Source organism: Yoonia sp. (assembly GCF_030731595.1).
Lineage (GTDB): Bacteria > Pseudomonadota > Alphaproteobacteria > Rhodobacterales > Rhodobacteraceae > Yoonia.
This window is the reverse complement of sequence record NZ_JANQTS010000085.1, coordinates 1-12,772: the sequence shown is the minus strand read 5'-3', so window position 1 is coordinate 12,772 and position 12,772 is coordinate 1. Positions and strand designations below refer to the sequence as shown.

General features: G+C 56.1%; 13 protein-coding genes. 10 read left to right on the top strand and 3 right to left on the bottom strand.

Going from position 1 to position 12,772, the window contains the following annotated elements; all coding sequences use genetic code 11:
- Positions 1-8 precede the first annotated feature (8 nt).
- Positions 9-1,130, bottom strand: coding sequence for an ABC transporter ATP-binding protein (locus tag NWQ23_RS09825; protein ID WP_306166125.1), 1,122 nt, complete (start codon positions 1,128-1,130; stop codon positions 9-11).
- A 74-nt stretch (positions 1,131-1,204) separates the two neighbouring features.
- Positions 1,205-2,293 carry a polyamine ABC transporter substrate-binding protein gene (locus tag NWQ23_RS09820; RefSeq protein ID WP_306166124.1) on the bottom strand — a complete coding sequence of 363 codons (1,089 nt, stop codon included), beginning with the start codon at positions 2,291-2,293 and terminating at the stop codon, positions 1,205-1,207.
- A gap of 143 nt (positions 2,294-2,436) precedes the next feature.
- Between NWQ23_RS09820 and NWQ23_RS09815 the strand changes: the two genes are divergently transcribed.
- The 10 genes from NWQ23_RS09815 (at position 2,437) to NWQ23_RS09770 (ending at position 11,989) form a co-directional block, all read left to right on the top strand.
- On the top strand, positions 2,437-3,087 hold the full coding sequence (locus tag NWQ23_RS09815; protein ID WP_306166123.1) for a GntR family transcriptional regulator: 651 nt from the start codon (positions 2,437-2,439) through the stop codon (positions 3,085-3,087).
- Between the two features lie 302 nt (positions 3,088-3,389).
- Positions 3,390-4,787, top strand: a complete 1,398-nt coding sequence (locus NWQ23_RS09810) for an aspartate aminotransferase family protein (protein WP_306166122.1) — start codon at positions 3,390-3,392, stop codon at positions 4,785-4,787.
- A 9-nt stretch (positions 4,788-4,796) separates the two neighbouring features.
- Positions 4,797-6,098 carry an FAD-binding oxidoreductase gene (locus NWQ23_RS09805; protein ID WP_306166121.1) on the top strand — a complete coding sequence of 434 codons (1,302 nt, stop codon included), beginning with the start codon at positions 4,797-4,799 and terminating at the stop codon, positions 6,096-6,098.
- A gap of 325 nt (positions 6,099-6,423) precedes the next feature.
- On the top strand, positions 6,424-6,594 hold the full coding sequence (locus tag NWQ23_RS09800) for a hypothetical protein (protein WP_306166120.1): 171 nt from the start codon (positions 6,424-6,426) through the stop codon (positions 6,592-6,594).
- A 170-nt stretch (positions 6,595-6,764) separates the two neighbouring features.
- Complete coding sequence (yidC, locus tag NWQ23_RS09795) at positions 6,765-8,588, top strand: membrane protein insertase YidC (protein ID WP_306166119.1); 1,824 nt, start codon at positions 6,765-6,767, stop codon at positions 8,586-8,588.
- 138 nt (positions 8,589-8,726) lie between these two features.
- Positions 8,727-9,374, top strand: coding sequence for a ribosome biogenesis GTP-binding protein YihA/YsxC (gene yihA, locus NWQ23_RS09790; protein ID WP_306166118.1), 648 nt, complete (start codon positions 8,727-8,729; stop codon positions 9,372-9,374).
- Between the two features lie 17 nt (positions 9,375-9,391).
- Positions 9,392-10,246 carry an acetylglutamate kinase gene (gene argB / locus NWQ23_RS09785; RefSeq protein ID WP_372340121.1) on the top strand — a complete coding sequence of 285 codons (855 nt, stop codon included), beginning with the start codon at positions 9,392-9,394 and terminating at the stop codon, positions 10,244-10,246.
- A gap of 58 nt (positions 10,247-10,304) precedes the next feature.
- Entirely contained in the window at positions 10,305-10,811 is a 507-nt protein-coding gene (locus NWQ23_RS09780; RefSeq protein ID WP_306166115.1) for a hypothetical protein, read from the top strand.
- A gap of 39 nt (positions 10,812-10,850) precedes the next feature.
- Positions 10,851-11,465, top strand: coding sequence for a ferredoxin (locus NWQ23_RS09775; protein WP_306166114.1), 615 nt, complete (start codon positions 10,851-10,853; stop codon positions 11,463-11,465).
- A complete protein-coding gene (locus tag NWQ23_RS09770) occupies positions 11,462-11,989 on the top strand; it encodes a histidine phosphatase family protein (protein ID WP_306166112.1) in 528 nt (175 codons plus the stop codon). Before NWQ23_RS09775 ends, NWQ23_RS09770 begins: the two co-directional genes overlap by 4 nt.
- Positions 11,990-12,023: 34 nt before the next feature.
- Here NWQ23_RS09770 and NWQ23_RS09765 read toward each other — a convergent pair.
- Positions 12,024-12,772: amino acid ABC transporter ATP-binding protein (locus tag NWQ23_RS09765; RefSeq protein ID WP_306166110.1), on the bottom strand; the 749-nt coding region annotated here is incomplete at its 5' end.

The following is a 12,772-nucleotide window of genomic DNA, read 5'->3' as shown; positions in this document are numbered from 1 at the left end:
GCGCGCTCCTACCTGTCCAAAACGATGCCGGCAGTATCAGTCCAAGACAGCCAAACCTCGTCATCCCACGTAAACGGGCGGCTATCCCGCCGGCGCGAATTGGCGGCCTGCGCCTTGATGATCATCCCGCCGGGCAGCTCCACATGATAGGTCGAAACGTTCCCGAGATAGGCGATATCCAATACCCTGCCCTGCACCGCATTGTGGCGGTCAGCAGGCTTGTCAGCGGTGATTGCAATTTTTTCGGGTCGGATCGCGAAACTGACCTTACCGTTCGAGATCGGTTTGGAGGGTGTACCGATGATGTCCGGTTGCCCTTCGGCCCAGACGATCGAGACAGTATTGCCCTGAGCAGTCGCATTCCCTTCGATGATGTTCACTTCGCCAATAAAGTCGGCAACGTAGATACTGTTGGGTGCTTCATAGATCTGGCCCGGCGTATCCACCTGCTTAAGCTTGCCTTGGTCCATGACAGCCACGCGCGAGGCGACTGTCATTGCTTCTTCCTGATCGTGCGTCACGACAACAAAGGTGGTGCCGGTTTTTTCCTGAATATCCATCAATTCAAACTGCGTGTCCTGTCGCAGTTTCTTGTCCAAGGCTGACAATGGCTCATCCAGCAGCAGCAGCTTAGGCGCTTTGGCCAAGGCACGCGCCAAGGCCACGCGCTGCCGCTGTCCCCCCGAAATCTGTTCGGGCTTGCGGCTCCCGAATCTCTCGATCTGGACAAGGCGCAGCATTTCTTTGACACGCGCGTCGATCTGGTCTTTGGGCATATTCGACCGCTTCAGGCCAAAAGCGATGTTGTCGTAGACGGTCAGATGCGGAAACAGCGCGTAGGACTGGAACATCATGTTCACGCTACGCTTGTTGGGGGGAATGGGCGAAATATCCTGCCCATCCAGCCAGATTGTTCCTGATGTCGGTGTTTCGAACCCTGCCAGCATCCGCATCATCGTGGTCTTCCCACATCCAGATGGGCCAAGAAGTGCGAAGAATTCTCTTTCGTAGATGTCGATGCTCAGATCATCGACTGCCGTGAAATCGCCAAAGCGCTTGGTTACATTCTGAAAGCGGATCAAAGGCTTTGCGGCCGGATCGTTCCAAGGCTCAAACACGTTTTGGGGCATAAGGGGTCGTGGCCTCCGGCATGCACATTTACTAAGGGTATCCCCGGCCCGCATCGCAGGCCGGGGAAAGGCTATTATGTACCGGATTTGATGCGTGTCCACATCCTTGTTACGAAACGCTGTGCGCCCGCATCATAGGGCGTGGTGGTATAGAGCGTCGCGAGTGTTGCTTCGTCAGGATAAATCGCCGGATCGTTGATCACATCCTCGACCAGGAACTCCTTGGAAGCTGCGTTGCCGTTCGCATAGTAGACATAGTTGGAAGCGGCGGCCATGTTCTGGGCGTCCAGAATAAAGTTCAGGAACGCATGCGCGCCTTCAGGGTTCGGTGCATCGACAGGGATGGCCATCTGGTCAAACCACATCAAGGCACCCTCTGTTGGAGCGTTATAAGCAATTTCGACCCCGTTTTCAGCCTCAATCGCCCGATCGCGTGATTGCAAGATATCGCCGGACCATCCGAAAGCGACACAGATGTCACCGTTGGCAAGCGCCGAAATGTATTCGGAGCTGTGATACTTCTGCACAAAGGGGCGCACTGCTGCCAAGACAGGCTCGGCCATCGCCAATACGTCCTCGTCCTTGCTGTCAGGATCTTGACCGATGTACTTGAGTGCTGCGGGGATCAGCTCGGTCGGCGCATCAAGGAAATGCACGCCACATTCGGCCAGCTTTTCCATGTTCGCGGGATTAAAAATCAGGTCAAGCGATGCAATCGGCGCATCTTCACCCAAAAGCTCGGTTACTTTGCCGACATTCACGCCAATACCTGTCGTACCCCACATATAATTGATGGAGTAGTTGCCATCGGGATCATAGGTTTCGGTCCGCGCTTGGACGACATCCCAGAGATTTCCGATGTTGCTAAGTTTTGATTTGTCCAGCGGCTGGAATGCACCTGCCGCAATCTGGCGCTGCAGGAAAGTGCCTGTCGGCACAACAACATCATAGCCGGAACCGCCTGCAAGCAGTTTGGTTTCCAAAACTTCGTTGCTGTCAAAGACGTCATAGATCAACTCGAGGCCGGTTTCTTCTTCGAACTTGGCCAACAAGTCCTCATCGATGTAATCGGACCAGTTGTATACGCGCACTTCTTGTGCCCAACCAGCTTGCGCTGTCAGCACGGCTGCCGCAAGAATAGTGCATGTCTTGGAATTCAGCATTTAAACCTCCGTAGGGATTAACAGTCATCCGAGATAGTTTTTATGAAATGCAGAAGCTTTGCAATGGCGATACAAAAATTTGATATGTTTGGATCGCAAGGCACGTCACTCGCTTGCAAAATGCCTTGGACGGAGGCGAATAAATGAACGAATTGGTCACTAAGAAGCCAGAACATGAAACGATCTACCTTCAAGTGAAGGAGATGATTCTTTTTGGCGAGTTCATTCCAGGGCAACCTCTCACGATCCACGGGCTTGCCGAGACAATAGGCACAGGCGTCACCCCCGCCCGCGAGGCGATCCGGAGGCTGACCGCCGAAGGTGCACTCGTCACGCTTGAGAACAGACGAATCGAAGTTCCCGCAATCACGGAACACCGGCTGAAACAGATTGACCTTGTCCGGCTGACCGTAGAGCCGGAGCTGGCGGATCGGGCCGCATTTCATTGCAAACCAAAGGATATAGAGGAACTCGAGCGCCTTGATCAGCTTGTGGATCAATCCATTCAGGTCGGTGATATTCGTGGATATCTCGAAGCAAACTATCAGTTTCATTTCCACCTCTACGGTTTGGCTAACGCACAGATTCTGCGGCGTATCGCCGAAACGCTCTGGCTGCGCATTGGTCCATCCCTGCGGGTTGTTTGTGGGCGCTACGGCACCGCGAACCTGACCGATCACCACCGCGAAGCCTTGGATGCCTTGCGTATTGGCGATGCCGCAAGAACACGCGAAGCCATTGCGCAAGACATTCGCCAAGGCATGGAATTCGTGCGTCAGTCATATGAAAACTAGTCAGCGGGCGCTTTTGCGACGTGCTTTCCCAAACGTCGGTTGACTTGCCCTGAACTTTTGATCAAATTATTGCTGAAGCGATCTTGACGGACGGTTTCGCGCAAGAGCAGTTTGGACGCCATCAACGCTCATCTTCAGGCAGCGCGAATGGAGTGTCTGCTTTCGCCCTGTTTTCTGGTAGCGCCCCTTTGGCATGTCAGCACACTGAGCAAGCACTGCAGGTATAGAGAGAGAACTGTCGCCCCTAAGGATCGCCCTGAGGATGCTATCACCTTCTTTTAGACGTTTAATCAGAGGTCACTATGAACATACTTGCCAACTACCCCCCGACCGATGAGTTGCAGGCGATTGATTCCGCGCATCACCTGCATCCTTTCACTCACAGCAATGGGCTGGCGGAAAAAGGGCCGCGCGTCATCACCTCGGCCAAGGGTGTTTGGCTCAAGGACAGCGAAGGCGAAGAGATCATCGACGGCATGGCGGGTCTGTGGTGCGTCAACATCGGCTATGGCCGCGATGAATTGGCAGAGGCCGCCGCGCGACAGATGCGCGAACTTCCGTTCTACAATACTTTCTTCAAGACAACCCACGTTCCCGCGCTGATGCTGGCCAAGAAACTGGCCGAACTCGCCCCTGGTGACCTGAACAGCGTTTTCTTTGCCAACGGCGGGTCGGATGCCAATGATACAAACATCCGGCTTGTGCGCACCTATTGGGCCGAAAAAGGCCAGCCCGGGCGGGACGTGATCATTTCCCGCTGGAATGCTTATCATGGTTCCACCATCGGCGGCGCATCTCTGGGCGGGATGAAGGGGATGCACGGGCAAGGCGGCCTGCCGATCCCCGGTATCGCATTCATCGACCAGCCAAATTGGTGGTCCGAAGGCGGCGACATGACGCCAGAAGAATTCGGTCTTGAACGCGCCCGGCAACTGGAAGCAAAAATCAAAGAAATCGGTCCTGAAAAAGTTGCTGCATTCATTGCAGAGCCGATCCAAGGTGCGGGTGGCGTCATTGTCCCGCCAGAGACCTACTGGCCGGAAATCCAGCGAATCGTCAAGAAATACGACATCCTGTTGATCGCGGACGAAGTGATTTGCGGGTTTGGCCGGACCGGAAACTGGTTTGGGTCCCAGACCGTGGGCATCGAACCCGACATCATGACCGTCGCAAAGGGGCTCAGCTCTGGCTATATCCCGATCGGGGCATCCATCATTTCGGACAAGGTTGCCGATGTGCTGCGCGCGACAGAATTCAACCATGGCTATACCTACTCGGGGCATCCGGTGGCCTGTGCGGTCGCTCTCGAAAACCTGCGTATTCTGGAAGAAGAGAAGATCATCGAACAGGTCCGCGATGTGACCGCCCCCTACCTGCGCCAGAAATGGGAAGAACTGGCCGACCACCCTCTGGTTGGCGAGGCCAAGATTGTTGGCATGATGGCGTCAATCGCACTGACCCCCGACAAAGCAAGCCGTGCAGCCTTTGCCGCTGAAACCGGAACGGCCGGCTTTGCCTGCCGGGACCGCTGTTTTGCGAACAACATCATCATGCGGAGCGTCGGTGACCGTATGATCATTGCGCCCCCCTTGACGATCACCTGCGACGAGATCGACATTCTGATCGCAAGGGCGCGCAAATCCTTGGACGAATGCCATGCGCAACTGAAGGCCGAGGGCCTGATGGTCGCTGCCTCCTAACCGACGCTCATGGACCTGCTCACAGCAAACGACAGGCAGGGGGAATACCCGCCCTCCTATTATGCCCAGACGGCGGAACACCTTGACCGGTTTCCCGCCGCCAAAGGGGCGCTGGAATGTGATGTCTGTGTGGTTGGCGGTGGTTTTACCGGGCTCTCGACCGCCTACCATCTGGCGCAACGCGGCTATGACGTCATTGTCGTTGAGGCCCAGCGCGTAGGCTTTGGTGCATCGGGGCGCAATGGCGGTCAGGTCAGCATGGGGCAAAGACGCGACCAGGAAGATCTCGAAGCGATGGTGGGCGATACCCATGCCCGCCAGTTGTGGGACATCGGAGCGCAAGCGGTCGATCTGGTCCGCAGCTTGTGCAAGACCGACGAAGTCCGCACGACTTTCCATGATGGTATCGTCCATACTGTCCACCGCAAACGCGATCACAGGCACAACAGCGTCTATGTCGATCACATGCGCAGCAAGTACGGTTATGAGAAAATCAGCCTGCTCAGTCCCGACGCCTGCCGCGAGATCGTCAATTCGCCTGCCTATCATGGCGGCACGCTGGATTTGGGCGCGGGGCATGTGAACCCTTTGGAACTGGTGCTGGGTCTGGCGCGGCTGGCGGCAAAATCTGGTGCGCGCATCTTCGAGCAATCAAAGGTCATCGGCATTGATGAAGGCGAACCCGCCTATGTCAAAACTGACGCGGCGAAGATCAAGGCACGCTATCTGGTCTTGGGCTGCAACGGATATCTGGGCACCATGCACGGCCATGTGGCGGCACGGGTCATGCCCATCAACAACTTCATTGTCTCGACCGCGCCGATGTCGCCAGACGCGCAAGAAGCGATCATTCGCAACAATTATGCAGTGGCCGACAGTAAGTTCGTGGTGAACTATTTTCGGTTTTCCGAAGACCACAGGCTGCTGTTTGGTGGCACGGAAAGCTATGGCTATAGGTTCCCGAAAGATATCGCCAAGGCAGTCCGCAAACCGCTGATCGAGATTTTTCCCCAGCTCAAGGACGTGACGATCGATCACGCATGGGGTGGCACACTCGGGATCACGATGAACCGCATGCCGCACTACGAACGGATGGGCGGCAATATACTGACACTTTCGGGGTTTTCGGGCGCGGGCGTAGCATTGGCTACGCTTTCGGGCCAGATCGCGGCCGAAACCATCGCTGGCCAAGCGGAACGGTTCGACATCATGGCGAAAGTTCCCACACTTCCTTTCCCTGGCGGTCCTGCGCTGCGCTCGCCACTTCTTGTGCTGGCGATGCTTTGGTACAGCCTGCGCGACAAGCTGTGACGATGAAGAGCATTTTGACAAAATACAGTTTTGGAGACGCGCCCGACGTTCGGTTCGTCTGGAGGGAAAGTCATGAAGCATTAACCGGAATCAAAGATGTTACTTGCATCAACGCGCTAGGCGCGGTTCAACCTGTTTCGTCAGCAATAAGGGTGTGCAGAAGCACATTTTTCTGGCATAGAAACCCTATTAAACGCCGAAAGCCCTAGTTTTGAGAACAGCATCTCACATAACCCGTTCTCTAAATTCAGCCCAAATGCGGCCCTAATTTCACCCTGATGCCGCGTTAGGCAGTTTGCACGTGTGATATGAAAGGTGACATCGTATGAAGAATACCAGCCAGTCCATGAGTCCTCAGGCCGCCGCAGAAGCATTTTATGGTCAAGACGAAGTGGCTTTTGCAGAAATGGTCGAAAGAATCGCAATCAACGATCAGCGTCTTGTTGAACTGTTCAAAAACACGCGGAATCGGTTCATTGAAGGCAAAAACGCCTGACGCGAGCAGCCCCAAAGCCCAAAAAAAGTTGAGTGGAGCGAGGCAGAAGCCTCCTGCGACTCTCACAACTGCTTCAAAGCGTCCGATATACTTGAAAACAGCTTGACCTTTTGGCCCCCGAGAGGTTGAACGACCCCCAGACTTTTCTAAGAAATATGGGCGGTTTTTAGATGGACGACCAGAACAAGAACCTCATCTTGGCCACGGTGCTGAGCTTTGCCGTGATCGTCACCTGGACGACGTTGTTTCCACCAGAGGATTTGCCGCTCGATCCGGCAACCGAGATAACGCAAACGCTGGATGATCCGACACTCCCAACTGCAGATCCGATGGAACCTGTCGCGACGACGCCGACAGAGGAATCCGAACAGACTGCAGAGGCCCCGCGCGTCGCCATCGAAACCGGTGAATTCAGAGGCTCTTTGTCTTTGCTGGGTGGACGGATTGATGATCTTGCCCTCACAAACTACCGCGAAACCGTCGACGAAGAATCCGCTATCGTGCGCCTGCTTCGCCCGGTCGGAGAGCGGGGCGCCTACTTCGCTTCTTTCGGCTGGACGGCAACAGAAGGCATCGATGCCGCAGCCGTTCCCGGACCGGACACACTCTGGTCTTTGGAAAGCGGCAGCACTTTAACACCCACCAGCCCTGTCACGATTGTTTGGGACAACGGCGCTGGCCAAGTCTTCCGGACTGAAATTTCAGTCGACGATGCCTTTATGTTTACCTTCGACCAAAGCGTCGAAAATGCAAGCAGCGGTCCTGTCTCTGCGCGGCCCTACGGCTTGATCCGGCGGCATGGGCAGCCTGACGATCTTAAGAACTTCTTCATCCTGCACGAAGGCCTTGTGCGTATGACCGATGGTGAGCTTGAGGAAGCAGGATACGACGATATCACCGAATATGCCGTCGACCCACGCGAGCGGACACAGGCAGAGCGGCTTGACGTCACATCCTCTGGCTGGATCGGCTATACAGATCACTATTGGATGACGACACTCATCCCGGATCAGAACGCCCCATTCAGATCGACGTCAAAGTATTTTGACGGTCGCGATCTGTTTCAGGCCGAAGCTGTGATGCCGATCGAAACACTGGCGGCAGGCGAATCCGTGACGGTAACAACCCGCCTTTTTGCTGGTGCGAAAGAGTGGGAAACCATCCGCAATTACGAGAACAACGAGGGTGTTTCAGGCTTTCTCGACAGCATTGACTGGGGTTGGTTCTTCTTCCTGACCAAACCGATTTTTGCGCTTCTACACTACCTCAATATCTACATCGGCAATATGGGTTGGTCGATTCTGATGCTCACCGTGATCTTGAAGATCCTCGTGCTGCCGCTGGCCTATAAATCCTACGTGTCGATGGCCCGTATGAAAGAGCTCCAGCCCGAGATGGAGAAGCTGAAAGAGCGCGCAGGCGACGACAAGCAGGCGATGCAGCAAGGCATGATGAAGCTTTACAAGGATAACAAGGTGAACCCCGCCGCGGGATGTTTGCCGATCCTGTTGCAGATCCCGATCTTCTTTTCGCTCTACAAGGTGATCTTTGTCACGATCGAACTGCGGCACGCTCCGTGGATTGGCTGGATCAAGGACCTTAGCGCGCCTGACCCTTCCTCGCTTTTGAACCTGTTTGGGTTGCTGCCCTTCGACAGCCCAGAGCCCGGGTCGATCCTGGCGCTGATCTTTATCGGTATCCTGCCAATCCTGCTGGGTATATCCATGTGGTTGCAGCAGAAGCTGAACCCGGCCCCAACCGACCCCACGCAGCAAATGATTTTCGCGTGGATGCCTTGGGTCTTCATGTTCATGCTGGGCCACTTTGCATCCGGTCTGGTGCTGTACTGGATTGCCAACAACATCATCACCTTTACCCAGCAATACGCGATCATGCGCAGCCATGGGGCAAAGCCGGATGTGTTCGGCAACATAAAGGCCAGCGTCAAAAAGAGAGCCGCTGCGGCCGACGCCGAAAAGAAAGAAGGCAAGTAGCGGCCTGATGCCGCTGCATGGCGGCGGCATCGCCACAAAAACGACGGTTGCGAAACGCTGGTCGCAGGGCGAAAACTGCGGCACACTCATCACGGGGCGTCCACGTCCATCACAATGATACGGTCAAGGTAGTCCAAGATGGAAATGCGTTTCCCCCAAGCAGAAATGCCGGACCACGCTGCGCTTGAAAAAGGGCGGCTTTTATTTGCGGGCGAGACCGAGTTCGTCAAAGGCGTTGTTGCCATGGATGGGCTGCCGCCAGCCGACAGGGTAGAGGTCTGCTTTGCGGGGCGCTCCAATGTGGGCAAGTCATCCTTGATCAACGCACTGACAGGGCGCAAGGGCCTCGCACGCGCGTCAAACACCCCGGGACGCACCCAAGAGATCAACTTTTTCACCGCAGGCGATATCTATGTCGTCGACCTGCCCGGTTATGGCTTTGCCAATGCGCCTGTGGCGGTCGTTGAAAAATGGCAGCGGCTATTGAAGAAATATCTGTCCGGGCGCCAGACCCTTCGCCGCGTTTTCGTGCTGATTGATGCCCGTCACGGTGCCAAAGCCGTCGACGAAGAGATCATGTCACTTCTCGACAGCTCTGCCGTGACCTTTCAGGTCGTGATGACAAAAGTTGACAAGCTCAAGGGTGATGCCTTGCAGGCGTCATTGGACAAGACACGCGCGGCACTGGCCAAACACCCCGCCGCGTTCCCTGAACTCCTCCTGACCTCCTCGGAAAAGGGCGATGGCATCCCGACACTGCGGGCCATCATCGCAGGCATCGCATGAAGACAAGGACACAAGACATGAACCGTGATTGGATCGCCACCGCCAGCACCCTGAGCCAAGCCCTGCCCTATATGCAGCGCTATGCCGGTGCGACCGTCGTGATCAAGCTGGGCGGCCACGCCATGGGCAGCGACGAGGCGATGCGCAGCTTTGCACGCGATGTCGTGCTGATGCGTCAGGTCGGGCTCAACCCCGTCGTGGTGCATGGCGGCGGGCCGATGATCAACGAAATGCTGGCAAAGCTCGACATCAAGTCAGAGTTCGTGAACGGAAAGCGCGTGACGGATCAGGCGACAATGGATGTGGTCGAGATGGTCCTGTCCGGCAAGGTCAACAACCGGCTGGTGCAAGCGATCAGTGACGAGGGAGGCAAGGCGGTCGGTCTGTCCGGCAAAGACGCCAATCTGATGATCTGCAAGCAGACCCACCCTGATCTGGGGTTTGTGGGTACACCTGTTGCCCTTGATCCTACAATCATCCGCGACCTGCACGCCGCTCATGCAATCCCGGTGATTGCTCCTTTGGGGATGGGTCGCGAAGGCGAAACCTTCAACGTCAATGGGGACACGGCTGCGGGTGCCATCGCCGGTGCACTAAAGGCGGATCGCCTGCTGCTGCTTACCGATGTCTCTGGCGTCAAAGACAAGGCTGGCAATGTGCTCACCGAAATCGCGCCCGCAATGATTACCGAGTTGATCGCGGATGGCACGATTTCAGGCGGCATGATCCCCAAGACGGAAACAGCCCTTGATGCGATCAATGATGGTGTGCGCGCGGTGGTCATACTTGACGGGCGGGCGCCCAATGCCTGCCTGCTGGAACTGTTCACGGACCATGGTGCAGGATCGCTGATCCGCCGACCGCGACTGTGAATATAGGCTGGCGGGGCAAAGTGTGCTATTGCCTTCTGATTTACCAAAAGGAAAGATCATGAAAGCACTTCCTTATCTGGCCTTCGGATTGGTTGTTGGCGCGTCCTCGGCCCACGCTATCGACGCTTGTATGGTCGGTGTCTGGGAAGCTGACGGCAACGACATCGCACATGTCATGGCAGAGCAGATGGGCGGCACTGCTGCATATCTCAGTGGCACGGTCAGCCTTGAGATCACCGAATTCGGCAACATGACCTTATTGGCCGACGATCTGGTGATTGAAGTCAAAGTTCCTGATACCCCCGCCATCCAAGTCTCGGTCGTGGGCTACTCTCAAGGGGCGATGAACGCAGACGATGGTACCAATTACGTGGCCAATGCTCCGGAGTATGCACTTGCGGGGTCTGCAAATGTAATGGGAATGCGCATGGATATCCCTGTGACATCGGCAGACGGCGGTGTGTGGGGGCAATCAACCGGAACCTATGGATGTACCGCAGATGGTCTTGCTTTCGAAGCGACAGCTCTTGGATCAATTCCACGTTCCTGGAGGCGCGTGCGCTAGTTCCGCGCAGGCCTTTAGGACGTAGTTGGTTTGGTAGCGATGAAGACAGATGCGTTGAGCAAGGCGCTCTACCCCCATGGTTTGCAAAAGCTGGGAGACTGTCCTGACGGGGCTGAAACCATCACTTTGATCGGACCCGATGAACCCCGCTTCTGGCCAATTTTCTGCGATAGCCCGGAATACCGTGATGGCGCGCCGCACCCGCTTGATCGCTGGTCATTGCGTGTGCTGACAGGAGTCGCCAAAACACTGGGCGGATCACCTGTCTTTCCGTTTGGTGGTCCACCATTTGAACCTTTCTTTACATGGGCCAAACAATCCGGCCGGTTCTGGGCATCACCCATTGATTTCCTCGTGCACGAGCAGGCGGGGCTCTTTGTTTCCTTCCGTGGGGCCATACGCTGGCAGGCACCTCCAGAGGTCGGCACCGAACCGCAGCCCTGCCTGACCTGTGCCGGACAACCCTGCGCCTCTGCCTGCCCTGTGGGTGCCTTTGACGGCGGTTATGACGTTGCGGCCTGCAAGGCCCACGTCAACTCTGACGCAGGCCTAGACTGCCGCAGCGCCGGGTGCCTTGCACGCCGCGCCTGCCCCGTCGGTCAAGGCAACCGCCTGCCCGCCCAAGCTGCATTCCATATGGAGGCTTTCCTGTGACCCTGCGCCTGATCCTGATCCGCCACGCGAAATCCTCTTGGGATGATCCGTTTTCTGATGACCATGCGCGCGTGCTGAACAAGCGCGGTCACACATCGGCCAAAGCGATAGGGGCGTGGCTGGCCGTGCAGGACTATGTGCCAGAGGTCCTGCTTTGCTCTGACGCCACACGCACGCAGGAAACGGCGGAACACATCCTCGCGTCCATGACTCCAAGCCCGCAGCTGCGACTGTCGAAAATGCTGTATCATGCCGCCCCAAACACCATCTTGGATATCATCCGCAAAGAGACCGCCAAGACAATCAGCGTGATCGGTCATAATCCGGGGATCGGGATGCTGGCCAATATGTTGGTCGCGAAAGCACCGGCGCACAACCGGTTCAGCGACTATCCGACCTGCGCCACCACGATAATCGACTTTGAAGCAGAGGCATGGTCAGATGTCGAACGCGGCGCGGGGACCTGCAAAGCCTTTGTTGTGCCACGCGATCTGATCGGCACAACCGGGCAGGACATGGACTAGAAAAAAGCCCCGGCGCTGACCGGGGCTTTTTGATTTAGTGACCCAAAATCTGGCTCAGGAACAGCTGCGTCCGTTCCGAGCGGGGGTTGTTAAAGAACTCTTCAGGCTCGTTCTGCTCTACGATCTGACCTTGGTCCATAAAGATCACGCGGTTTGCCACCTGACGGGCAAAGCCCATCTCGTGGGTGACGCAGATCATGGTCATGCCTTCCTCGGCCAGCTCGATCATCGTATCGAGAACTTCCTTGATCATCTCGGGGTCAAGCGCCGATGTCGGTTCGTCAAACAGCATGATACGCGGCTTCATGCAAAGCGAGCGGGCGATTGCCACACGCTGCTGCTGACCACCGGACAACTGGCCCGGGTATTTGGCAGCCTGTTCCGGGATTTTGACCTTTTCCAGGAAATGCATTGCGATTTCTTCGGCTTCCTTCTTGGGCGTTTTGCGTACCCAGATCGGGGCCAGCGTGCAGTTTTCAAGGATCGTCAGATGCGGGAACAAGTTGAAATGCTGGAAGCACATGCCAACCTCGGACCGGATCTTGTCGATGTTCTTGAGGTCCGAAGACAATTCGGTGCCATCAACGATGATCTGCCCGGCCTGATGTTCCTCAAGCCGGTTGATGCAGCGGATCAGTGTCGATTTTCCCGACCCCGATGGCCCGCAGACCACGATCCGCTCGCCGCGTTGAACGGTGAGGTTGATATCGCGTAGCACATGAAACGCGCCATACCACTTGTTCATGTTGTTGATTTCAATCGCAACCTCGTCAGAGACCTTCA

Bases quoted from the DNA above. Each gene is read 5' to 3' on its own strand.
- NWQ23_RS09825 (WP_306166125.1), bottom strand. From the start codon at position 1,130: ATGCCCCAAAACGTGTTTGAGCCTTGGAACGATCCGGCCGCAAAGCCT.
- NWQ23_RS09820 (WP_306166124.1), bottom strand. From the start codon at position 2,293: ATGCTGAATTCCAAGACATGCACTATTCTTGCGGCAGCCGTGCTGACA.
- NWQ23_RS09815 (WP_306166123.1), top strand. From the start codon at position 2,437: ATGAACGAATTGGTCACTAAGAAGCCAGAACATGAAACGATCTACCTT.
- NWQ23_RS09810 (WP_306166122.1), top strand. From the start codon at position 3,390: ATGAACATACTTGCCAACTACCCCCCGACCGATGAGTTGCAGGCGATT.
- NWQ23_RS09805 (WP_306166121.1), top strand. From the start codon at position 4,797: ATGGACCTGCTCACAGCAAACGACAGGCAGGGGGAATACCCGCCCTCC.
- NWQ23_RS09800 (WP_306166120.1), top strand. From the start codon at position 6,424: ATGAAGAATACCAGCCAGTCCATGAGTCCTCAGGCCGCCGCAGAAGCA.
- yidC (WP_306166119.1), top strand. From the start codon at position 6,765: ATGGACGACCAGAACAAGAACCTCATCTTGGCCACGGTGCTGAGCTTT.
- yihA (WP_306166118.1), top strand. From the start codon at position 8,727: ATGGAAATGCGTTTCCCCCAAGCAGAAATGCCGGACCACGCTGCGCTT.
- argB (WP_372340121.1), top strand. From the start codon at position 9,392: ATGAACCGTGATTGGATCGCCACCGCCAGCACCCTGAGCCAAGCCCTG.
- NWQ23_RS09780 (WP_306166115.1), top strand. From the start codon at position 10,305: ATGAAAGCACTTCCTTATCTGGCCTTCGGATTGGTTGTTGGCGCGTCC.
- NWQ23_RS09775 (WP_306166114.1), top strand. From the start codon at position 10,851: ATGAAGACAGATGCGTTGAGCAAGGCGCTCTACCCCCATGGTTTGCAA.